The following is a 23,423-nucleotide window of genomic DNA, read 5'->3' on the forward strand; positions in this document are numbered from 1 at the left end:
CTTGCGTTGTTATTCCTCCTCCTTAAAGGATAGAACTGTCAATCCTTTGTCATTAAAATAATCGGATAGTGATTCTTCTGAAACCTGTTGTTTGGTTTCAACTTTGTACGTTTTTGTATCAACGTAGAATTTAAATCTGACCAGGCTGTTTCCTCCTGAATTAAAAAAGGGATGTACATAGTCCCCCATTACCTCTTTTCCCCTTACTGCATCTTCTACACCTTCTATTGAAAAGCTATATTTATAGCTTTGCGAAAATGCACTGATACTTATTAAAACCGCAGAAAAAAGGAGTGTTAATTTCTTCATAAGCTTCGAGTTATCGTTTTATTTTGTTATAAAGTTAATCAAATGTTAATATATCAATAAAAATTTAACGAAAATTTCTTTTGGAACAGAATAAACCGCTTATTCAACCACTCAACACCGTCATTCAACCATTAATATATTCTTTTTCGCTTGTTTATATTGAATCGCTACATTTGTTTCGGTAATTTCAACTGAACATGTTAAACAGACTTTTAATTATATGTACGACTTTGTTTTTATCGTACACCTCTTTCGGGCAGGAAATGCGTATTTCCGGTGTGGTCGTTGATACAAATGGTGTCACTCCCCTACCCAATTCACTTGCCATGGCGGTTCGTGTAAAGGATTCACTTTTGCTGGGTTTTCAACGAACAGATCAGGACGGAAAATTTGAAATGAACAACCTTCCGATGGACACGTTCATGTTAACCATCAGCCATCCAAAATACGATGAGCGTAGTTTTTTCATTATCGGTAATCCTGAAAACCTGGAAATTGACATCCCGCTTATAAAAATGCCCAACAAAGCTACCGAGATTGAAGAAATGGTTATTTACGCCTATAAAGATCCTATTTACTTTAAAGGTGACACCCTCGTATATATTGCCGACTCATTCAAAGTAGGACCGAATGCCGTTGTGGAAGATTTATTGAAAAGACTTCCCGGAATTGAAGTTGACCAGGATGGAAAAATCAAATCCCAGGGACAGGAAATTTCAAAAGTTTTAGTCGACGGGGATGAATTCTTTGGAAGCGACCCGACCATTGCCACTAAAAACTTAGGTGCCAATGCCATTGAAACGGTGGAAGTATATGAGAAAACAGATGTCGGGCAATTTGGAAGTGAAGATAAAATAAAAGTACTCGACCTGAAACTGAAAGACGATGCCAAGAAAGGGTATTTCGGAAAAGCATCCGCAGCCTCCGATTTCGGACTCGCCAATATAAAACGTCCGTATTACGAAGGAGAATTACTCTTCAACCGGTTCAACAGTACACAAAAGTTGTCCGTATTTGCGTTGGGAACAAACACCCCCCGGTCCAATTTCGGATGGGGAGACGCCAACCGGTTCGGACTCGACAATGAATCAACTGACGGCAATCCGTTTAACCCGTTTGAAAACAATTCTGCCAACGGGATTCCAAGAACATTGAAAGCCGGAATCTATTTCTCCGACAAAATCGGTAAAAAGAAAAATACGAAAATCGGTTTCAACTATACGTATTATAACACGGAACTGCAAACGTATTCCGGAAGCCGGACAAAATTCTTTTTGACAGATACCACTTACTTTACGGATGATTCAACCAACAATCTTTCGCGAAATGAAAGTCACACGATTAATTTCTCATTGGATTCTCAACTGGATTCACTCACCAATTTAGTTGTACGTCCAACATTTCGCTTTGACAAAGGATTTACAGACAACAATACCCTGACGAGCTATCTGGGAGAGGACAGTATTCCTTCGTTGCAGTCATTCGCCAATACAAAAAACAAATCTACAGGAATTGACGGTGAACTGACCATGAGTCTGACACGAAAATTCATGAAGCCGAGACGCGAAGTAAAAGTGGATTATTACTTTAATTATGTCGATAACAAAACTGCTGGAAATCTGTTGACTCGTACAACCATTCCTGCCATTCCAATGTTGAACGACACGGTCGATCAGTCGAAAGGAAACCTGAATACAGAGATGACTAACAACTTCTTTGCATCCTATACCGAACCATTGGGGGAACTGTTCAAAGGAACGATCATGTACAACTACAAAATTGAAAATTTTGACCAGGATAAATCCACATACGATTTTGCCAATGGAACGTATTCGGAGTACCGCGCTGATTTATCCAACATTTTTGAAACCAACAGAAATGAGCACAAAGCAGGATTGAAATTCCAGTTTGACAAAACCAAGCACATGGCATTCATTCGTGCAGATGTGAGAAATGTGGATATTGCCAACATCAATATGGTCAACAATAACAGCATTCACCAAAACATCACCAACATTTTACCAAGTGCCCGTTACCAGTTCAGGCCGAGCATGAGCAAACAATTCCAGGTAACATACAATACCTATTCCAACCAGCCTGCCATCAATGATTTGCAACCGGTACAGGACAACTCCAATCCGAACAGGTTAAAAATCGGTAACCCGGACCTGGTTCCAAACTACGGACACAGCCTGAATGCCTGGTTCAATTCCTGGAACCCGATGAAAGGAAGTTTTATCTGGGCAGGAACAAATTTATACCTGGATAACAATGCATTTGCAAGCTCAACCACGTATGACCAATTCGGACGGATGGTGACACAAACAGTCAATGTGGACGGAAACTTCTACGGAAGCGTATATGGGGGTGCAGGGATTCCGCTGAAAGGAAAAACAATCCAGGTACATCCGAACATTATTGCGGGATACAACCACTACTCCAATTTCATTAACAACGAGAAAAACATAACGGATAACATCAACATCGGAGGGGGTGGAGAATTCCGTTTCTTCTGGGATTCACTGGAGTTTAACATCGGAGGGCGTTACGACTGGAACAGTCCGAAGAGTTCTTTGAGCACCGCGTCCAATACCCCTTATGGTGTTCAGGTCTACAACGGACGCATTACCTGGCGAATGCCATTAGGGTTTATTATTAAATCCGACTTCCGATACACCATCAACGGTCAGCTGGCAGATGGATACAACCTGAGTTATTTCATCTGGAATGCTGAGATCGGAAAAACATTCCTGAAAACGGAAAACCTGTTGTTGTCCGTCATCGGAAATGACATTCTGAATCAAAATGTGAACGCAGGACGTACCGTAACCGGAAACATGGTTGTTGACAACAGAACACAAGTAATTACACGTTATTTCTTATTGAAACTGACGTATCGATTTAACAATAATAAGACACGAGAAGATGAACCGAAATTCCCTTTCTAAATCAATAATGTCAGCGGGCTTTTTCCTGTTGACCATCACCCTTGGATTCGGACAATTTATCGAATCAGGAAAGATTGTGTATGAACGCAAGACCAATTTGTTGAAAATTCCGAACCTGCCGCCGTTCCTGAAACAGATCGCAGAGGAAAAGAAATACAACGTCGATGAGTTTGTGCTGACTTTCAATGAAAACGGATCTGTTTTTGTCCCAAAAGCGGCCATGACAAACAATCCGGCTGATATGTTGAGTACTAAAAACACCGTTTACTCAAACCATGTCACAAAAGACCGGATGACCATGCTCGACATGATGGGAAATAAAATTTTCATCCAGGATACGGTCAATAAAATTTCGTGGACAATGACAGACAACACCCGAAAACTGGCCGGTTATGAATGTCGCATGGCTATTTATCGCAAGAACGATTCCACTAACCTGTATGCGTGGTACGCGGAAGAACTGGTTCCTTCTGTCGGACCGGAGACATTTAGCGGCTTACCCGGAACAATCTTAGGATTGGCAACGGAAGACGGAGGGGTTGTTTATTTTGCTAAATCCGTTGAATTCACAAAAGTGGAAGACAGCGCGTTTAAATACGATACCGGAAAAACAAAAGTCTATACCAAACAAGGGTTTGCTGATGAAATTACCCGCCAAATGGGAAATACCCCGATGGCAAAGGGGATGATTGCCGGATTCTTCAGGTGGTATTAACCGTATTTTCACCTTCTGAACACCTTGGTTTATGAAATTTTTGTGCAAACAACCCTTAACGGTTTAATAATTTCACATTCATGCATCCTTTAAACAGCATTTTACGTCTGTGATGGTATAACCCATCTATGAGTGAAATGAAAAAGCAACTATTAACTCTTATTTGTTCCATCCCATCTGTTTTTATACATGCGCAAACCATCTATTCAAACGGCGGAACACTACATGTAAGTACTGGCGGAGTGTTGTATTGCAATGGTGGCATAACACTCTCCAATGCAACACAGCTAACCAATCAGGGTACGCTGACAGCAACAAAAAATTCTACTTTTGCCCAACCCGGAAATTTTGAGATCAATTCCAATTCCATTGTTTCGGGAAACGGGATCTACCGGGTAGAACAAGACTGGATCAATGATGCTACATTTAACGGAAATGCCGGTGAAGTGATTTTGTTCGGAAACACTGAACAATTGATTACATCCACTACAGGAACGATGACAACGTTCAACAACCTGACCCTTTCCGGGAACGGTACAAACACCAATCGAAGAAAAACACTGGTAAATGTAAACGCAACGACCGGAACAACAGGTGTGTTGAATTTAAATGACCGGGAATTACATACCGGTATTCATCTCTTCATGGTTGACAATACTGCCCCGACTGCGATTTCAAATGCAACAACATTCAACAATGAAGGCTTTGTAAGCAGCTCAACCAACGGTTTTCTCATTCGAAAAACCAATCAGCAGACAGATTACCTGTTTCCTGTAGGTTCGAGTGATGGTACACGTCGCTACCGGCCGGTGATGATGAATCCGAATACAGCGGCGGAACAGGTATATGAAGTGCGTTTCAATAACTTCTCCACCGACAATGAAAATTATTTCCTGGCACAGCATGAATCGACCATTGATGTGGTAAACCCGCTTTTTTTCCATTCCATTGACCGGGTAAGCGGTACTTCTGATCCGGATATTAAACTCTTCTTTGTTCCTGCAGCAGATAATGACTGGACAAGTTTTGCTCACTGGTATGGTTCCGAACAACAATGGAAGGATGTTACCAACACCTCTGAAAACACTTCCGGTAATTTCAAATTTATCCAGAAGAATAGCTGGGGGTTTCCAACAAGTGATTTTCAGTATGCCTTGATCAATACAACACATCCGTTTAGCATTCCCAATGTGTTTACCCCAAATGGTGACGGGGTCAACGATGTTTTTTTTATTACGTCCTCCGGTCTGACGGATTTTAATTTGTTCATTGCCAACCGGTGGGGGGAGCTCGTTTTTGAAACCAACGATCCGAATCAGGCATGGGATGGAACGGTTAATGGAAATAAATGCAGTGACGGTGTTTACTTTTATTCACTGAAAGCAAAACAAAATACAACGGATGTTGTTAAACACGGCCACATCACAATAAACGGAAATAAATAATCTATTAAATAACGAATTATGAAAACCCTGAAACTTTCACTATACGCACTTGTTCTTGGTCTGACAACATCTGCTGTTTTCTCACAAAACAATGTCGGTATCGGAACAACAACTCCAAACCCGAATGCTGCATTGGACATACAATCAACCAATCAGGGAGTATTGGTGCCTCGTTTGACAACCGCTCAACGAACAGCAATTGCAACTCCCACGGAAGGATTACTTGTTTACGATATCGATGTAGATTGTTTTTTCTTTTACGAAAGTACTGCTGCAGCCTGGCAAAATTTATGTAATTCCGGTGGAACCGGCCCTCAGGGACCGGCAGGACCACAAGGACCCGCTGGTGCGACAGGAGCGACAGGAGCAGTAGGCCCACAAGGACCGGCAGGGCCTGCCGGAGCGATTGGAGCAACCGGACCGCAAGGGCCAGCGGGGACAACAGGAGCAACGGGTGCACAAGGACCGGCAGGACCACAAGGACCAGCAGGTGCAACTGGAGCTATGGGACCACAAGGACCGGCGGGGCCAGCAGGAGCGAATGGGACAAATGGCGTTGGTGTTGTTTCCACTGTCGATAATGGAAATGGTACGTTTACCATTAATTACAGTGATGGAACCAGTTTTACGACGGCTAATTTAACAGGGCCACAAGGGCCAGCAGGAGCGAATGGGACAAATGGCGTTGGTGTTGTTTCCACTGTCGATAATGGAAATGGTACGTTTACCATTAATTACAGTGATGGAACCAGTTTTACGACGGCTAATTTAACAGGGCCACAAGGGCCAGCAGGAGCGAATGGGACAAATGGCGTTGGTGTTGTTTCCACTGTCGATAATGGAAATGGTACGTTTACCATTAATTACAGTGATGGAACCAGTTTTACGACGGCTAATTTAACAGGGCCACAAGGGCCAGCGGGGGCTACTGGAGCTGCTGGACCAGCAGGGGCAACCGGACCACAAGGACCATCCGGAGTTATTCAAAAATACCACGTTTATTCAACTGCGGGTAGAACAAATATAGCGTCTACTGCATTAACACTACAACCTGGTATGACGCAAACTTTTACGTTAGCTGCTCCTGCAACAGTAATTGTGTGGGCAAGTATCGGGGCATTAAACACAACGATGACAACAACTGGTTACTCGACCGTTGATATGGTTGTGCATGTGAATGGAAATCCGTTGGCAAATGGTGGGTGGAACCGAATGTTTATAACCAATACATCTGCTACAACAGGGCTTGGTATCTGTGCGCTTAACACAATGATCAGCCTTCCGGCAGGAACGCACACTATTGATCTTAGAACAAACAGGTCTTCGGGAACATCTACTGTAACGATTGGTGGAAACCCTTCAACTGATGTTAACCCCGGAGAAATGACAATTATGGTTTTAAACTGATGATTATGAAGACGATTATCTTGATGGGTGTTGTATGTATTTGTTCCGCAACATCTTTTTCTCAACAAACCTCCGGCAGTAATCGAAAAGTTCCCGTTTCGGAAGAGCATTCGGCAGTTGGCACACCGGCAGAAGAAAGTCCGGCAACAGCAGTCCCTTTAAACTCAACCCGTAAAACAATTCAGGTACAGCAAACGGAATCAAAAGAAAATACCGGAAGTACCAGTGAAAAGAAACCTTCCGCGATTTCTTCAAAACGGCAACAAGCTGAATAGAATAACCAGCTTATAATACTATTGTCAATTGTGGGTTATTGATTGAAACAGATTGATAATTCACAATTGACTTTTATTCCAATCCCACATTCCAGGTAGCATCTAAAATCAATTTCCCGTTCTTCGGTTCACTGCTTCCCGGAATCACAAACCCCTTTATCTGGTTTGTTTTTCCTTTCGTTATCAACTGAATTAATTGTGCTTCGGTTAATTTTTTCCCCAATAATTCAAATGGTATTTTAAACCCACAAACGTTAAAATCAGAACATCCCACTGCCGATTTACCTTTCATAATTTTTGCCGATTTACACTTCGGGCAATCCAATTCTTCCAGGTTCACTTTTTCTGCGGGTTTTCGCTCGCGCTTGGGAGCCGTTTGAGCAGGTGCAGCTTCAATATTGAAGGACTGCGCACTTGTATTAAAAATTACCTCATCGGTCAGTTCACGTACCATTTGGTACAACTCCTGTTTGAATACATCCGGCTGGTATTCTCCTTTTTCGATCAATCTCAGTTTTCGCTCCCATAATCCGGTTAGCTCAGCACTTTTCAACAACTCATTCTGAATGGTATCAATCAATGCGATTCCGGTTGGTGTGGCAATAATATTCTTTCGTTTTTTCTCGATGTATTTTCGTTTGAATAACGTTTCAATGATATTTGCCCGCGTAGACGGACGCCCGATTCCATTGTCTTTCATCAGTTCCCGCATTTCCTCATCTTCTACCTGTTTACCGGCCGTCTCCATCGCCCGCAGCAATGTTGCTTCCGTGTAATACTTCGGCGGAGTCGTTTTCCCCTGGTGAATGAACGGTTCGTGAGGCCCTTTCTCCCCTTCGGTGAATGCAGGCATAATCTTATCTTCTTCCGCTTCCTTTTTTGCCTTCATATCAGCATACACTTCCCGCCATCCCTGTTCGATGATTTGCTTTCCGGTTGCTTTGAACTGTAAATCACCAACTTTACCCATGACGGTCGTATTTGAAACTTTACATTCCGGGTAAAAGACCGCAATGAAGCGTCGTGCAACCAGGTCATATATTTTCTGCTCATCCGGAGTAATGCCGGAAGGTACGATTCCCGTTGGGATGATGGCGTGGTGATCCGTTACTTTCTTATCGTCGAAAACGGATTTCAGTTTGGGGATCGGTTGTGTGAGCAGACTTTCCGTCAAGCGGGAATAATAAGTCATTTGACGCAGGATTCCCGGAACTTTCGGGTGTAAATCTTCTGACAAGTAAGTTGTATCCACACGTGGATAAGTCACGATTTTCTTTTCGTATAAGCTTTGAATGTGACGTAGTGTCTCATCTGCCGAATACCCATATTTTTTATTGGATTCCACCTGTAAAGACGTCAAGTCATACAAGCGCGGATTACCTTCTTTTCCTTCTTTTTGCTCAAAGGATGTTACTTCAAATTCTTTGTCTTTGAGGTATTCCAGTCCCTTTTCCGCTTTTTCCGCCGTTTTCAACCGGTCGATCTGACACAGAAATTCTGTTTCCCGGTAATTGGTTTTCAATTCCCAGTAGTCTTCTCCCCGAAATGCATCAATTTCTTTCTGCCGCTGCACAATCAATGCCAGCGTCGGTGTTTGTACGCGTCCGATAGATAAGGTTGATTGTCCTCTTCCGAATTTAACCGTGAACAGCCGCGTTGCATTGATTCCCAACATCCAGTCACCAATAGCACGGGCGCTCCCTGCCGCGTATAAATTATCGTATTGTGTGGAATCTTTTAGTTTATCAAACCCCTCCCGGATTGCTTCTTCTGTTAATGAAGAAATCCACAAACGCTTGATCGGAACCTTGCATTTTGCCTTCAGCAACACCCAACGCTGGATGAGCTCTCCCTCCTGCCCGGCATCCCCGCAGTTGATCACTTCTTCGCATTGTGCGACCAGGTTCTCAATAGTTGTAAATTGCTTTTGGACTCCATTGTCTTTGATGACTTTAATTCCGAAATTAGGGGGGATAATCGGTAAATCCTCCAACCTCCAAAACTTCCAGGATTCTTTATAATCGTGCGGTTCTTTGAGGGTGCACAAATGTCCGAAGGTCCATGTAACCGCATAGCCGTTTCCTTCGTAGTATCCGTCACGACGGGTTTTTGCCCCGATAATTTCAGCAATGTCTTTCGCAACAGAAGGTTTTTCGGCTATACAAAGTTTCATTCGGGGAATCTGTATTCTATAAAATTATCTTGATAAAAGATTTACTCAAATTCAATAATCACCTGCCCTTTTTCAACCACTTGTTCCGGTTTTGCAAAAATTTCTTTTACAATTCCTGTTCCTTCCGCTTTCAAAACGTTCTCCATTTTCATGGCTTCCAATGATAAGATTTCATCTCCGACATTCACTTCCTGCCCGACTTGCACAGCAATATTAACAATACGTCCCGGCATTGGAGCCTGCAGTTCTTTTAACTTGCGAACTTTCGGCACGTCCATCCCAAGGGAAGAAATCAATTCATCTAACGGTCCTTTTTTACCAACGGTAAAAACGCGGTGGTTGATTTTTAACTTTAAGAGGTTGCTCTCTGTATTTTCCTCTAAGATCTCTCCGAAAAATGTATTCCCGTTGTAGGAGATCGTGAAAAAAGTCTCATCCTCCCATTTAATAACAGCACCATCGCTTGCAAGTGTTTCCTGTCCGTCAAAGTTCCATTTCGCGTGTGTCATTTACCTGTGTTTTTTTGTCAAAGATAAGGAATCATTGCTTTCATTTTATACTGTCATCCCTGTATTTGAGAATTTCCGTTGTTTATCGCTAAAAACAAACCCCGAAACAGAAAAGGACCTTTTCCACAACAAATCCTGACCATTCGTCACATTTTTATCTGCTGTTCTATTAATTTTTGCATTTTTGTCCATGTAATTTACTTTTGAAAATGAGAAAATCATATTTTGCAGTTGCCCTATTAGTGCTCACAGCATGCGGAGCAAAGAAAACGGATGCTCCCATCAGTCCTGTTGCGACAGTTCCGACTCCTCCTCCGACCACAGAGGTGGCAGAGCCATCCAAGAGTATTCCTACGGAACGTGCTGTTTTTCACGCCTCTGAAACCATTCTTACCAACCTGATCCACACCCGTCTGGATGTAAACGTGGATTGGGCAAAGGCATATTTGTACGGAAAAGCAACCATCACTGCAAAACCTCATTTTTATCCTTCCGACAGCTTGATTCTGGATGCAAAAGGAATGACGATTAACTCTGTTAAACTCGACGGAAAGGATTTGACATACACCTACAAAGATGATTTCCTGAAGATTAAACTGGGAAAAACATATACCCGCAATGAGCAGTACACCATCGTTGTAGACTACATTGCCAAACCGAACGAACGTAAAACGGGAGGAAGCGCAGCAATCACTTCTGATAAGGGATTGTATTTTATCAACAATGACGGCTCAGAAGCCAATAAAATGCCGCAAATCTGGACGCAGGGAGAAACGGAAGCAAGTTCTGTCTGGTTCCCGACCATTGATGCACCAAACGCAAAAACCTCACAGGAAATTTTTGTGACCGTTGAAGATAAATTTGTAACGCTTTCCAACGGAAAATTGGTAAGCAGCAAGAAAAACACAGATGGAACAAGAACCGACCACTGGAAACAGGAATTGCCACATGCTCCGTACCTGTTTATGTTGGGAATCGGTGAATTTAAAATCGTAAAAGATACGTATACCCGAAAGGACGGGAAAAAAATCGATGTTCATTATTACGTAGAACCGGAATGGGAAAAATATGCCAAATCCATTTTCGGACATACACCTGAAATGATTCAATTCTTCTCTGAAAAATTAGGCGTTGAATACCCATGGGATAAATACCACCAGATTGTTGTGAGAGATTACGTTTCCGGAGCAATGGAAAATACCGGAGCGGTTGTGTTTGGTGATTTTGTTTACAAAACGGATCGTGAATCACTGGACGGAACAAGTGAATCCATTATTGCACATGAATTATTTCACCACTGGTTTGGCGACCTGGTAACCTGCGAATCCTGGTCCAACCTCCCGTTAAACGAAGCATTTGCCAATTATTCGCAATACCTGTGGGATGAATACAAACACGGAAAAGATGAAGCGGATTTTCATGCAAGTTCTGAGGCAAACGGGTACTTGCAACAAGCACAGATGCAGGGTTATCATGACCTGATCTGGTATGATTACGACGAAAAAGAAGAAATGTTTGATGGTCACTCTTACAACAAAGGGGGACGTATCCTGCACATGCTGAGAAGTTACGTCGGTGATGAAGCGTTTTTCCTTTCACTGAACAAGTACCTGACTGATAACAAGTATAAAGCTGCCGAGTATCATCACTTGCGATTGGCATTTGAAGAAGTTACCGGTGAAGACCTGAACTGGTTTTTCCAACAGTGGTTTACGGCTTCCGGTCATCCGACATTAGACATCAATCAACGGGAAGAAAACGGGCAGGTCATTGTTTCGATTGCGCAAAAACAAAACCTGGCGGAATTCCCTATTTTTAAATTGCCGATGCAAATTGCGGTTGTTGATTCGGAAGGAAAACAGGTTCACAATGTGACCGTTGATAAAATTGAGAATGAATTTCGTTTCCCGGTAAGAGGAACACTTAAAACAGTGATCACAGATTACCAGGAAGCATTGCTGGCAGAAGTAAACGAGAAAAAGCCACAAGCTCAATTTGTCGAGCAATACTATAATTCCGAAAAATGGAGAACGCGGACACGTGCATTGAACTTTGGAACGAAAAAGATAGACGAAACAGCACAAAAACTGATTCTGGACGCCTTGAAAGATCCGTTCTGGTCTATCAGAAGTACGGCCATTGAAAAGGCTGTCCGATTGAAAGATGCAAACAAGCAGCAGGCAATTGAACTCATCAAAGCATTGGCAACAAGCGATCCGGAATCATCGGTACGTGCTGCGGCATTGAACTTTATTGACAGAATGGGTGTAGAAAATGCTGAATCCATTTACCTGGCTTCACTGAAAGACTCCTCGTACAGCGTCGTTTCCTCTGCGCTGAAATACCTTGGAAAGGTGAATCCGACATTGGCGATGCAAAAGGCTGCTGAGTTGGAAAATGAACGTTCCACAAATATGATTGTCGGAATTGCCGGGTTGTACGCCGAAAACGGAGATGCAGGCAAGTTCTCTTTCTTTCAGAAAAACCTGACCAATGGAACCATGTCCGGATTTGACGAGCTGGGAATGATGAACCTGTTTACCAGCTATCTTTCAGGACAGGATAATGCATTAATGGAACAATCATTTGATACATACAATTACTTGAAAAACAGTGGCGGGATGTACACCAAAATGTTCTTTCCTCAAAACGTTGACTTCCTGTTGCAACAAATTGATGTGCGTTTAAATGCAGAAAAGGCTGTACTTGCGGAAGTGGAAAAAAACAAAGACAATGCGGGAATTGTAAAAGCAGAAAAGAACATTAAACAATTAGAAGAATTGTCTAAAAAATTCAAGGGGTTGAAAGACTAGTTTCTGTTCAACTATACAGATCATCTGAACCACGGATATTTTATCCGTGGTTTTTTGTTACTCCGTGTTTTAGAAAAGCAGACAAAAAATACTCCTTCTTTTCATAAAAAACTCAATATTGTGTATCTTCGTGCGTTCAAAATGCTTGTTGCATGTCTATTGAGGTAAAAAATTTATACAAATATTACGGTGAGCAAGCCGCGGTAAAAGATGCTTCCTTCACGGTTAATTCCGGAGAAATTGTTGGTTTTTTGGGACCTAACGGTGCCGGGAAATCCACAACCATGAAGATCATTACCGGCTTCATTCCTGCCAGCGAAGGAGAAGTAAAGGTGTGCGGCATACCGGTAGATGTCGATTCGCTCGAAACGCGTAAAAAAATCGGCTACCTGCCCGAACACAACCCGCTGTACCTGGACATGTACGTAAAAGAATACCTCGAATTTGTAGGGAACATCTACAAAATCAAAAACGTGCGGCAACGTGTGGAGGAAATGATCAAAGCAGTTGGCCTGGAAGTCGAACAAGGGAAGAAAATCGGAATGCTGTCCAAAGGATACCGTCAACGGGTTGGTTTGGCGGCCGCCATTATTCATGATCCGGAGGTGTTGATTTTGGATGAACCGACTTCTGGTCTGGATCCGAATCAATTGGTGGAAATCCGCGATTTGATCAAGTCCATCGGGAAGAAAAAAACAGTGATGCTCTCCACGCATATCATGCAAGAGGTGGAAGCAATCTGCGACCGGGTGGTGATCATCAACAAAGGAGAAATTGTTGCCGATAACAAAGCTTCCGAATTGCAAAAGCGGACAACTGTTCAAACTGTTTATGTTGAGTTTGAAGACCAAATCAGCAAATCACAACTGCAGAAAGTTCCGCATGTGCGAAAAGTGGAACAGGTAAGAGGTGGATGGTTGCTGGAAACAATTGAAGAAATCGACCTGAGAAGGGTTATTTCCAAGTATGCTTCTGACAACAACTGGTTGACACTGACATTAAAAATTGAAGAAAAATCATTGGAAGAAGTTTTTAAAGAACTGACGACCAATAAAAAGTAAATACAAATAAACAATCACAATTAAAATCTGACAACATGAGTTTTAATGCATGGCATGATGTTTCTTTCGGAGAAAACGCACCAGAAGTAGTAACAGGAATCATTGAAATACCTAAAAATAGCAGAGCAAAATATGAACTGGATAAAGAAACGGGAATGATTCTGCTGGACAGAGTGATCGCGTCTACCATGTCCTATCCTGCAAATTACGGGTTTATTCCACGTACTTATTGCGATGATAAAGATCCATTGGATATCCTTGTTTTGTCTGATATTGAGATTGTGCCATTGTGCCTGGTTGAAGCCAAAATCATCGGTGTGATGCAAATGATCGACGGAGGAGAAATGGACGACAAGATCATTGCTGTTGCAAAAGGTGATAAAAACTGGAATCACATCAACGATTTGTCGGATTTGAATCCGCATGTTTTGGATGAAATCCGCGTTTTCTTTGAAGATTATAAAAAACTGGAAAAGAAATCAACAGAGGTAAAAGGATTCCTGAACAAAGCAGAAGCAATTCGCATTTTCGAGCAAAGCGTTATTGATTACAAAGAGAAATTTGCTGTAAAAGCATAACTAATAAATCGTCCTCCCATTCCTCCCCCTGCCCCTCCAAAGGGGGAGTTGAATCTATTTTCCTCGTTCAACATGAGCACTTTTCGGACATTGAAATGAGGAATCAAACAGGAGGATCAATACCGTTTCATCAATGAAAAATTTTATAGAAGAAGTAAGCTGGAGAGGAATGCTCCATGACGTAATGCCGGGTACGGAAGAACATTTGCTGGAACAAATGCGTTCAGCATATGTTGGAATCGACCCGACAGCGGATTCATTGCATGTCGGTCACCTGGTAAGTGTGATGTTGCTGAAGCATTTTCAAAATGCAGGGCATAAGCCTCTGGCGCTGATTGGTGGTGCTACCGGGATGATCGGAGACCCTTCCGGAAAATCCGACGAACGCAACTTGCTGGATGAGGCCACATTGCGTCACAACCAGGAAAGCATTAAAAAGCAATTGGAAAAATTCCTGGATTTTAATTCCGATGCGCCCAACGCGGCAGAATTGGTCAACAATTACGACTGGATGAAGGAATTTTCATTCCTGGAGTTCATCCGCGATGTCGGAAAGCACATTACCGTCAATTACATGATGGCGAAAGACTCCGTTAAAAAACGTTTGACGGGAGAGGCCAACGACGGGATGAGTTTTACAGAATTCACCTACCAGCTGGTTCAGGGATATGACTTTCTGCACTTGTACAAAGCAAAAAACTGTACGTTGCAGATGGGTGGTTCCGACCAGTGGGGAAATATTACTACCGGAACGGAATTAATTCGCAGGAAAGAAAGCGGAAAAGCATACGCCCTGACCTGTCCGTTGATCACAAAGGCAGACGGAACGAAATTCGGAAAATCCGAAAGCGGGAACATTTGGCTGGATCCGGAAAAAACCAGTCCGTACGAATTTTACCAGTTCTGGTTGAATGCAAGTGACGCTGATGCAGAAAACTACATCAAAATTTTTACATTCCGCCCAAAAGCAGAAATTGAAGCATTGATCAGCAAGCACCAGGAAGAACCGCATTTGCGTTTGCTTCAAAAAGCACTGACAGAAGATATCACAATTGCCGTTCATGGAGAAGAAGCGTTGAGAACAGCTATCGCCGCATCCAATATTTTGTTTGGAAAATCGACGTCTGACGATCTGAAGGCCTTGTCAGAACGTGATTTCTTTGCTGTTTTCTCAGGAGTTCCACAGGCAACGATCTCAAAAGAAGAGTTCCAATCCATCGGAATCCTCGATGCACTGGCCGGAAAGACAGGTTTTCTGTCTTCCAACAGCGAAGTGCGCCGAGAGTTAAAAGCAGGTGCCATTTCTGTTAATAAGGAAAAAGTCGGTGAGGAATTTGCCTTTTCCGATGAGCACCTGATCAATGGGAAATATGTCTTACTTGGAAAAGGAAAAAAGAATAATTACATCTTAATTGTGGAATAAAGCATAAAATTCTGTTAAAAATTTGTTGAAAACACAATTAAAGTATACATTAGTAGCACAAAACTTAAAATTAAAATTATGAAAAAGATCGCATTGGCATTGGCTCTTGTTGTAGCTGGAGGATACGTTTCTAACGCTGTTTACGCTGCAACGTCTTCTAATTATACAGTTGTAAACAACGGAGATAAGGATAAAAAGAAGAAAGACGAGAAAAAGTCATCAACTGCAACAACAACAACTTCAGGGAAATCTTGCTCTGGTTCTACATCAGCAAAGTCTTGTTGCGCAGCTAAGAAATAATTCAAGCAAAACGCTGAATAAAAACCATCTGTGAAAAACACAGGTGGTTTTTTTATGCCCTATCGTAATGCAATCATAACAAATGATAAAAATCGGCGTTACTTTTCCTGTATTCTGTATTGTGTTACTAACGGAATCAAAATAATGAATACATTTAACGAACAACTTTGTACGAAAAATACTTATGGAAAAAGTGCTTGAAATTGGCCACCTGACCAAAAAATTTGGAAAAATGACTGCCGTTGACAACCTGAGTTTCTCCGTAGAAAAAGGCAATATCTACGGATTGCTCGGGCCAAACGGAAGCGGAAAATCAACAACATTGGGAATCATCCTGAATGTTGTTAATCCGACAATCGGCTCCTGGAAATGGTTCGGAGAAGATCCTACGACCAATTCCCTCAAAAAAATCGGGGCCATCATCGAACGTCCGAATTTTTATCCGTACCTGTCTGCTGAAAAAAACCTGGAAATCGTTGCGCAAATCAAAGGTGCTGCAAAACATAAAATTGACGAAAAACTAAAACTCGTTGGCTTGTTTGACCGAAAGCACGATAAATTTCGCACGTTTTCACTGGGAATGAAACAGCGATTGGCAATTGGGGCAGCACTGTTGAACGATCCGGAGGTATTGATCCTGGATGAACCAACCAACGGGCTGGATCCGCAGGGAATCATTCAGATCCGGGAACTTATTCTGCAGATCGCATCCATGGGAACCACCATTATTCTCGCCAGTCACTTACTCGATGAAGTGGAAAAGGTCTGTTCACATGTCGTCATCCTGGAAAAAGGAAAAACGCTCTACAGTGGTCGTGTAGATGAAATGACTGCCGGGTTCGGGTATTTTGAAATCAGTTCCGGTGACAACCACCGCTTGCAAGAAGTACTGCTTTCCCTGCCCCATTTCGACCGGGTTTCTTCCGAAAACGGAAACGGTTTGCTGAAAGCAATTCTGCGAGAAGACCTGAGCGGGGAAGTCCTGAACAAGCAATTGTTTGAGCAGGGGATTGTACTCAAACACCTTGTGAAACGAAAAGAAAGCCTGGAACAGCAATTTTTACAAATTACCAAAAATCAAAACGGATGAAACGACTACTGAATATTGAGTGGAACAAGATTTTTTATTATAAATCAGCCCGCATTTTTACAATCCTATACTTCCTTATGTTGGCTGCTGTTGGTGTAGTATTGGCCTACATTAAACCGGAAATCGGCGGTATAGAACTGGACATCGCTCAACTTGGATTTTTCAATTTTCCGGACATCTGGCAAAACATTGCGTACGTCGTTGCCATCGGAAAAATCTTCCTGGGGGTCATTGTCATCATGAATGTTACCAATGAATTTTCCAACGGAACACTTAAACAAAACCTCATCGACGGATTGAGTAAAAAAGAGTTCTTACAATCTAAACTCCTGACAAATTTTATTTTTGCAGCCGTTTCCACCCTATTTGTTTTTGCGATTTCGTTGATCCTCGGATTTGTTTTTTCCAATTCGCAGGATGCTGTTTTCAGAGGTGTTGAATTCATCGGTGCTTACTTTATAAAGTTAGCTTTCTTCTTCTCTTTCTGTTTGTTCCTGGCCTTATTGCTTCGAAAAAGCGCTTTTTCCCTGCTGGGACTGTTTGTCTGGTGGGTCGTTGAAGGAATCATCAGTGTTGTTGAAGTACTGATCATCATGGCGCGCAACAATGGAAATATAGATCCGGAAGGCTTTTTTATAAGTAATTTTTTACCGCTGAAGTCTTCTGCCAACCTGATCAATTTCCCGACAATGAATCCACAAGGGTTTATCACCGGAAAATCGATTTTTGTGTCCTCATCCGTCGATTGGATGTTTGTCCTTTCTACCGTTTTCTACACCGCGCTGTTTATCTGGCTGTCGTACCGGTTACTGAAAAAACGCGATTTGTAATCACGGCCGGATGTATTCCCAATCTTTGATCGGAAGGAATGTTTGATGTCCTTTCTGAATGGAAGGGTGATTCAAGACCGATTCGACGCTCACTTCCGGGATCAGCTCATCGGCCAGTCCGTTTTTGACAAAAATAAAGTTGGATCCCAGTTCATTGGCTCCCACCAGGCGGTATCCTTTTTTATTGGCCAGTTTGGTCATCGCAACGGGTGACGCACCGTGATAAACAGGATGTTTTCCCGGGTAAAAATAATGTGGATCATACGGAACCACGATGTTTTCCATCCCGAATTCATTGTGTGTTTCGATGATCACCACTTTCGGATCAACAACAGTAATTGCGTCCCATACCCAGTAATCGTTTCCGTCGATGTCAATGGATAACAGCCCGATTTCACCCCTGAAGCCGGCACTTGTTATTAATTCATTGACATTTTCCCGGTTTACCTTTGAACAAACAAAGGTCGGTTGGTAAAACCATGTGTGCGGATACTTGCTGAAAAATTTTTTTCCCCGTTTTATCGCTTTGGGATTTCCGTCAATGAATAGCCCGTGCCATCTGAAATTAAAATACAGGTTAGCAGAATTACTGTTCACACCATCGTCTGATCCAATTTCCACGAATTGTTTGTTTTCCATACCAATTACAGAAAAGATAAACAACAACAGTCCGTCTTCTTCAAACTGGGAAAACACCCGGAACCCGGTATCGGAAAATGCCGGCAATTCATTCTTTTCCGCCCGCTTCTGATAATCCAGGAATAATTGTCGTTGGGTAATCTGAACAGAAGGGTTGAATCGATTCCTGATTTTTAGAATAAGAAAATGGTCTTTGAGGAAATTTTTAATCATTACAATGCATTGGTTTTGTTAGCCGAAATTAGTAAAAACTATCTACATCAGGTGTATTTCACGAAAAACCCGGACGATTGCATCTGTTGTATCGTGTTGCGCTAAGAATGCTTCGATCTGCCTTTTTCGATCTGCTAAATCAATCGGTTTATGAAATTCCCGCTGAATTGCAGCGACAAATTCTTCCGCTGAATCAACAACAATACAGTACTGCCCAAGGTCATTTCCCTGAATCATGTTGGAGTTGACAATTACGGTTCCCACTGTCTGTAATGCCGCCAGCAATTTCAACTTTAATCCTGTTGCCTGTGTGGAAGGAAGCACGTGAATCCGCGCTTCGGCAATCAATTGATTCATGTGTGCTTCCGACGGATTGACAACGATATTTACACGCCATTTTTTTGCTGCTTCAACCAACTCCCGCCCCGGATTCTTTCCGGCAATCACAACTGGAATCCCATTCAGTTTCGGAATTACATGTTCCAGTAACCACCGGGCGGATGCATTGTTTTCTTCAACGGATAAATTTCCATGAAACAAGCAATAGCCCTTTGGTTCGGTTATCTCTTGCTGTTCCATTTTCGGAAGCGAAGCCGGCAACACATATGTGTTGCTATTGAGGATTTCGAAATACGCCCTGTCCCCCTCTTTTATAGCCAGCAGATAATCGGCCTGTGATAAAATGGATTCGTAACGTTTCAACTTCTTGTATTCCGAGCGAAAAAACAATTTTTTGAATCCGGCAGCAGACTTCATCAGCTCCTGGTAATAATCGTGTTCTACATTGTGCGTCCGGACAATCGTTGTTTTCTTCCGTATTTCCGGATGTTCCAGGTACCAGCAACAATGCAATCCTTCCAACAAAACAGGGTGATCATCTGCCAGTAATCGTTTCAACAGATCGTCTGATCTTCTGGTCTGGACAACAAACGGACGGGATGAAAAGAAATCCGACATTCGTTTTTTTCGTTCATAAAAATGAATTTTCGAACAATAGTTTTTCAATTCTACCGGTTTTCCTCTTCCATAGGTAAAACAATGTAAATGAATCGAAAACCCGAGTTTATGTAATGCTTTGATTCGATAGAAAACATCAATCATTCCACCATAATCCGGAGGAAACGGAACGTCCAGAGAAACGATATGAATGACCTTGCTATTCAACTTTCGGATAGATTTGTTTCAATACCTCTGTTTCATTTTTCCAGTTCAACACTTTTTTTGCCTGCTCACAATTTTCGCATATTTCAGTTAATTCCTGCGCATCAGCGAGTAATTCATTGATGGTTGCCGCCAGTTCTTCAGGGCTTAGTGTTTCCAGCACACGCCCGACACCATACGTTTCCACAATTCGCTTTACTTCAACCAGTGATGTACAGATAACAGCTGTATGTGTATGGATGTAATCAAAGAGTTTGTTAGGCAATGAAAACCGGTAATTGATATTTGTGTCTTTATCGAGTGTCAGTCCGATTGTTGCATGGTGGGTATAGTTCATCATTCGCTGATACGGTTGCTTTCCGAAAAACAGGACTTTTTCCTGTAATCCGTTTTCCGTCACGTATTCTTTCAGCTGCGGAACAACATCCCCGTCTCCGACAATGGCCAGGCAGGCATTTTCCACATATTTCATTGCTTCCACAGCCTCCTCTCCTCCCCTGTCGATGTTGATTCCGGCGCCCTGCATAATGATCACGGGACGATCTTCCGGAAGACCTAACTCTGCTTTTCCCGACAAATCCGTTCCGTTCCAGAGCGGAGATACATTTCGAACGACGAAAATTTCTTTTCCGTATTTTTTACGGTACATTTCTGCAATGGATTCATTGACCGTATAAATGGTTTTCAACTTCGGAAAAATAAAGCCCTCTATCTTTTCCCATACTTTCTTCGCCCTTCTCCCTTGTAATTCCGGAACTTCCGTAAAGTACTCGTGTGAATCGTAATACAACCCGGTACCGGGCTTAAACACTTTTGCAGTGTAATTTGCCAGCAGTGTATCCAGGTCATTAGCGACAAAAATGGTTGCCTTCCGGACCAACAAAAAGAAAAACAAGCGCAGGTTATATTCTGCATAAAACAATGCACCTTTATCAAACAATAAGTGCATCCGGTGCATCCGGTAATTGCGTTCCGGTAGTTTCAAACTGTTTTTGCGATTTCTTCCAACCAAAAGCACATCATATCCACGACTCACCAGGAACGTACATACCTTATCCACACGTTGATCCGTGTAGAGGTCATTGGTAACAGAAACAATTGCCCTTGGCTTTCGCATGATTGGTATTAGAACGACTAAATCTTGATAAAAGTACTTTTTTATCCGTTTCATCGCCGTATAATTTCCCTTGTTTTTACGTAAAACAGCGTATTGTATCCGCATTTATTATTCTCTTATTTTGTATAAATCATTTTGACAATGAGTGTGCTTCAACAAGAGATAAAAGGTGTTTTCAGGCTTTCTTTTACCGACTTCGAATTTAAAGTCATCAAAATCATTGTTTTTGATCTCTTCGGTAATGCCTTAATCATCATTGAACATCCTGCTGATTGTGAAGAAATCAACTTATCCCGTCAACCGGACGGAATTTATCTCGTTTCCGCTATTTTTGATTCTGAATTGCCTCCGCTACGCTTGAAAATCTACAAAAGCTAACCCTTACCATTCTTCCGTTTTTACCTGATCGACACACATTCAGGTTGTTAGCAATCGTAAAAAATCTGTTAATTTCTACTTTTTTGTTTATATCCCGATTAAATCATTTACTTTTGCCAAAATTAACCATTTGGTTAAACTATAAGGTTAAACAATGAAATTGAAAGACGAAAAAACGGAAGTAAAAATTTTAAAAGCAGCAAAAGAGGTATTTACCAAGCATGGTCTGTATGGTGCCCGGATGCAGGAGATAGCAGATATCGCCGGTATCAATAAAGCCTTATTACACTATTATTTCCGGAACAAAGAAAAATTATTTGATGCGGTATTTGAAGGTGCGCTGAAAAAATACTTTGAGCAAATGATGGTCATCGGAGATACTTCACTTCCTGTAAAAGACCGGCTGTTTGTATTTGTCGACAATATGTTTACGTTTTTAGAAGAATACCCGATGATGGCGATCTTCATTCTCAAAGAAGTGACGCTCAACCAGGATGTATTCAAACAAAAAATCAAGCAAATCAAAAGCAATCAACCCTTCCTGATTGATGTATTACAGGATGCCATGGATAAAAAAGAAATCAAATCCTTCGATCCGTTTGTCTTCATGATCAACCTGCAATCGCTGTGTGCTTACCCCTTTATTGCGGGGCCCATTTATAAAAACATGTTCATTTCACACGGTTATGAATGGGGAAATACACACGACAACATCGAAAAAATAAAAGATTCGGTAAAAGAGTTCATAACCTTTAAATTTCAATGATGTATGCATAAATTAATTCGTGTCATCTGTGTTCTTGCCATCAGCAGTGCCACTGTTACCGGACAGGAAACCATTACGATTGACTCCTGTATTCATTGGGCGAAAGAAAATTATCCTTTGTTCAGGCAAAATGCGGTTACTTCTCAGCTCCTCGAACAAAACGAAAAAGCTGTGCGTGAAAATTGGCTTCCAAAGCTCTCTTTTATGGCACAGGCGACCTATAACACGGAAGTTGTTCAATTTAATTTTCCGGGAATGAATATTGATTTTCCGCACGACGCTTACATGACGGCGCTCAGCCTGGAGCAAACCCTCATTGACGGTGGAAGAATCAAAGCACAGGGAAACATAGAACGGACTTCTTCTGAAATAACCATTCGGCAAAATGAAGTTGAATTGTACAAACTGGTTGAACGGATCAATCAGTTATACATCAATATTTTACTGGGTAGAGAAAACATAAACGTCCTGCAGTTGTACAAAGAGGACCTGGAAAATCGCGCTAAAAACATCCGATTGGGTGTTGAAAACGGAATGGTACTGCCCAGTGCACTGGACGAACTGTCTGCGGAAATATTAAAAACCGAACAAAACATTGATCAGTCTGTTTTTCAATTGCTGGGATTGTACAAAACGCTTTCATTGTATACCGGAAAAGAAATAAGTGATCAGACAGAATTGATGGTACAGCCGATCGGAGGGGAGGCCATTCAACTGGAAATCAACCGTCCTGAAATGAAGTTATTTGACTTGCAAACAACCCTACTGGAACAACGCTACAAGCTGATCAACAAAAATGCGATTCCAACACTTTCATTGGGTGCATCCGGGAATTACGGACGACCGGGACCGAATTTCATCAACCAGGATTTGCGCTTCTTCGGTAGCGCCAATCTTACCTTGAGATGGAACATCAGTTCACTGTACGGGTTGAACCGCGAAAAGACAAAGTTGGAATTAAATAAAAGCCTGGTAGAACTTCAAAAAGAAGCTTTTTTATTCAACATTCAGGCATCATTGAACACACAAACATCCCAATTGGAAGCTTACTCCCGCATCATTGAAAAAGACAATGAAATCATCGAGAAAAGACAACGGGTAACCGCAACCGCTTCTTCCCAGATGGAAAACGGGAAAATAACTGTCGTCAATTACCTCTCACAACTCAACGCCGAATTACAGGCAACATTAAATAAAAAAGTACACGAAATACAACGGATGAACCTGATTTCTTCAATCAATGCAACATCCGGTTCATTCAATTTTTAAATCG

Annotated in this window: 21 protein-coding genes; 15 read left to right on the forward strand and 6 right to left on the reverse strand. The window is 42.0% G+C overall.

What is annotated here, in order from left to right:
• Positions 1-9: 9 nt before the first annotated feature.
• Entirely contained in the window at positions 10-309 is a 300-nt protein-coding gene (locus H9Y05_RS05990) for a hypothetical protein (protein ID WP_163490220.1), read from the reverse strand.
• A gap of 197 nt (positions 310-506) precedes the next feature.
• Here H9Y05_RS05990 and H9Y05_RS05995 point away from each other — a divergent pair, with 197 nt between their 5' ends.
• The 5 genes from H9Y05_RS05995 to H9Y05_RS06015 all read left to right on the forward strand — a co-directional run bounded on the left by H9Y05_RS05995 (position 507) and on the right by H9Y05_RS06015 (position 7,099).
• Positions 507-3,257, forward strand: a complete 2,751-nt coding sequence (locus H9Y05_RS05995; protein WP_163490219.1) for an outer membrane beta-barrel protein — start codon at positions 507-509, stop codon at positions 3,255-3,257.
• Positions 3,235-3,972 (forward strand): GLPGLI family protein, encoded by a 738-nt coding sequence (locus H9Y05_RS06000; protein WP_216713763.1) that lies wholly within the window; start codon positions 3,235-3,237, stop codon positions 3,970-3,972. The genes H9Y05_RS05995 and H9Y05_RS06000 overlap by 23 nt, the downstream gene beginning before the upstream one ends.
• A gap of 137 nt (positions 3,973-4,109) precedes the next feature.
• Positions 4,110-5,417 (forward strand): gliding motility-associated C-terminal domain-containing protein, encoded by a 1,308-nt coding sequence (locus tag H9Y05_RS06005; protein ID WP_216713764.1) that lies wholly within the window; start codon positions 4,110-4,112, stop codon positions 5,415-5,417.
• Positions 5,418-5,435: 18 nt separating this feature from the next.
• Positions 5,436-6,824: a collagen-like protein gene (locus tag H9Y05_RS06010; RefSeq protein WP_216713765.1), complete on the forward strand. Its 1,389-nt coding sequence runs from the start codon at positions 5,436-5,438 to the stop codon at positions 6,822-6,824.
• Positions 6,825-6,829: 5 nt separating this feature from the next.
• Positions 6,830-7,099: a hypothetical protein gene (locus H9Y05_RS06015; protein WP_163490215.1), complete on the forward strand. Its 270-nt coding sequence runs from the start codon at positions 6,830-6,832 to the stop codon at positions 7,097-7,099.
• Between the two features lie 73 nt (positions 7,100-7,172).
• On the opposite strand, the gene H9Y05_RS06020 is transcribed toward H9Y05_RS06015, so the two are convergent.
• Together H9Y05_RS06020 and H9Y05_RS06025 are read right to left on the reverse strand one after the other, a co-directional pair.
• Positions 7,173-9,272 carry a type IA DNA topoisomerase gene (locus H9Y05_RS06020; RefSeq protein WP_163490214.1) on the reverse strand — a complete coding sequence of 700 codons (2,100 nt, stop codon included), beginning with the start codon at positions 9,270-9,272 and terminating at the stop codon, positions 7,173-7,175.
• 41 nt (positions 9,273-9,313) lie between these two features.
• Complete coding sequence (locus H9Y05_RS06025) at positions 9,314-9,781, reverse strand: acetyl-CoA carboxylase biotin carboxyl carrier protein subunit (RefSeq protein ID WP_163490213.1); 468 nt, start codon at positions 9,779-9,781, stop codon at positions 9,314-9,316.
• 209 nt (positions 9,782-9,990) lie between these two features.
• On the opposite strand from H9Y05_RS06025, the gene H9Y05_RS06030 reads away from it, so the two are divergent.
• The 7 genes from H9Y05_RS06030 to H9Y05_RS06060 all read left to right on the forward strand — a co-directional run bounded on the left by H9Y05_RS06030 (position 9,991) and on the right by H9Y05_RS06060 (position 17,876).
• Positions 9,991-12,594, forward strand: coding sequence for a M1 family aminopeptidase (locus H9Y05_RS06030; protein ID WP_163490212.1), 2,604 nt, complete (start codon positions 9,991-9,993; stop codon positions 12,592-12,594).
• A gap of 152 nt (positions 12,595-12,746) precedes the next feature.
• Entirely contained in the window at positions 12,747-13,655 is a 909-nt protein-coding gene (gene gldA / locus H9Y05_RS06035) for a gliding motility-associated ABC transporter ATP-binding subunit GldA (protein ID WP_163490211.1), read from the forward strand.
• A 35-nt stretch (positions 13,656-13,690) separates the two neighbouring features.
• The gene (locus H9Y05_RS06040) at positions 13,691-14,233 is read left to right on the forward strand and encodes an inorganic diphosphatase (RefSeq protein ID WP_163490210.1); all 543 of its coding nucleotides are present in this window, start codon (positions 13,691-13,693) and stop codon (positions 14,231-14,233) included.
• A 133-nt stretch (positions 14,234-14,366) separates the two neighbouring features.
• The gene (gene tyrS / locus H9Y05_RS06045) at positions 14,367-15,656 is read left to right on the forward strand and encodes a tyrosine--tRNA ligase (protein WP_216713766.1); all 1,290 of its coding nucleotides are present in this window, start codon (positions 14,367-14,369) and stop codon (positions 15,654-15,656) included.
• Positions 15,657-15,734: 78 nt separating this feature from the next.
• Positions 15,735-15,956: a hypothetical protein gene (locus H9Y05_RS06050; RefSeq protein ID WP_163490208.1), complete on the forward strand. Its 222-nt coding sequence runs from the start codon at positions 15,735-15,737 to the stop codon at positions 15,954-15,956.
• Positions 15,957-16,140: 184 nt separating this feature from the next.
• A complete protein-coding gene (locus H9Y05_RS06055; protein WP_163490207.1) occupies positions 16,141-17,046 on the forward strand; it encodes an ABC transporter ATP-binding protein in 906 nt (301 codons plus the stop codon).
• A complete protein-coding gene (locus H9Y05_RS06060) occupies positions 17,043-17,876 on the forward strand; it encodes an ABC transporter permease (protein ID WP_216713767.1) in 834 nt (277 codons plus the stop codon). The genes H9Y05_RS06055 and H9Y05_RS06060 overlap by 4 nt, the downstream gene beginning before the upstream one ends.
• On the opposite strand, the gene H9Y05_RS06065 is transcribed toward H9Y05_RS06060, so the two are convergent.
• The 3 genes from H9Y05_RS06065 to H9Y05_RS06075 are packed head-to-tail and all read right to left on the reverse strand — an operon-like array spanning position 17,877 to position 21,006.
• Positions 17,877-18,728, reverse strand: coding sequence for a hypothetical protein (locus tag H9Y05_RS06065; RefSeq protein ID WP_216713768.1), 852 nt, complete (start codon positions 18,726-18,728; stop codon positions 17,877-17,879).
• Positions 18,729-18,770: 42 nt separating this feature from the next.
• Positions 18,771-19,892, reverse strand: coding sequence for a glycosyltransferase (locus H9Y05_RS06070; protein ID WP_216713769.1), 1,122 nt, complete (start codon positions 19,890-19,892; stop codon positions 18,771-18,773).
• Positions 19,885-21,006 (reverse strand): glycosyltransferase, encoded by a 1,122-nt coding sequence (locus H9Y05_RS06075; RefSeq protein ID WP_216713770.1) that lies wholly within the window; start codon positions 21,004-21,006, stop codon positions 19,885-19,887. Before H9Y05_RS06075 ends, H9Y05_RS06070 begins: the two co-directional genes overlap by 8 nt.
• 141 nt (positions 21,007-21,147) lie before the next feature.
• Here H9Y05_RS06075 and H9Y05_RS06080 point away from each other — a divergent pair, with 141 nt between their 5' ends.
• From H9Y05_RS06080 to H9Y05_RS06090, 3 genes are all read left to right on the forward strand, one after another.
• Positions 21,148-21,384, forward strand: a complete 237-nt coding sequence (locus H9Y05_RS06080; RefSeq protein WP_163490202.1) for a hypothetical protein — start codon at positions 21,148-21,150, stop codon at positions 21,382-21,384.
• Between the two features lie 154 nt (positions 21,385-21,538).
• The gene (locus tag H9Y05_RS06085; protein WP_163490201.1) at positions 21,539-22,150 is read left to right on the forward strand and encodes a TetR/AcrR family transcriptional regulator; all 612 of its coding nucleotides are present in this window, start codon (positions 21,539-21,541) and stop codon (positions 22,148-22,150) included.
• 3 nt (positions 22,151-22,153) lie between these two features.
• Positions 22,154-23,419 carry a TolC family protein gene (locus tag H9Y05_RS06090; RefSeq protein ID WP_216713771.1) on the forward strand — a complete coding sequence of 422 codons (1,266 nt, stop codon included), beginning with the start codon at positions 22,154-22,156 and terminating at the stop codon, positions 23,417-23,419.
• Positions 23,420-23,423 lie beyond the last annotated feature (4 nt).

The sequence above is a fragment of the Taishania pollutisoli genome (assembly GCF_014518315.1).
GTDB lineage: Bacteria > Bacteroidota > Bacteroidia > Flavobacteriales_D > Crocinitomicaceae > Taishania > Taishania pollutisoli.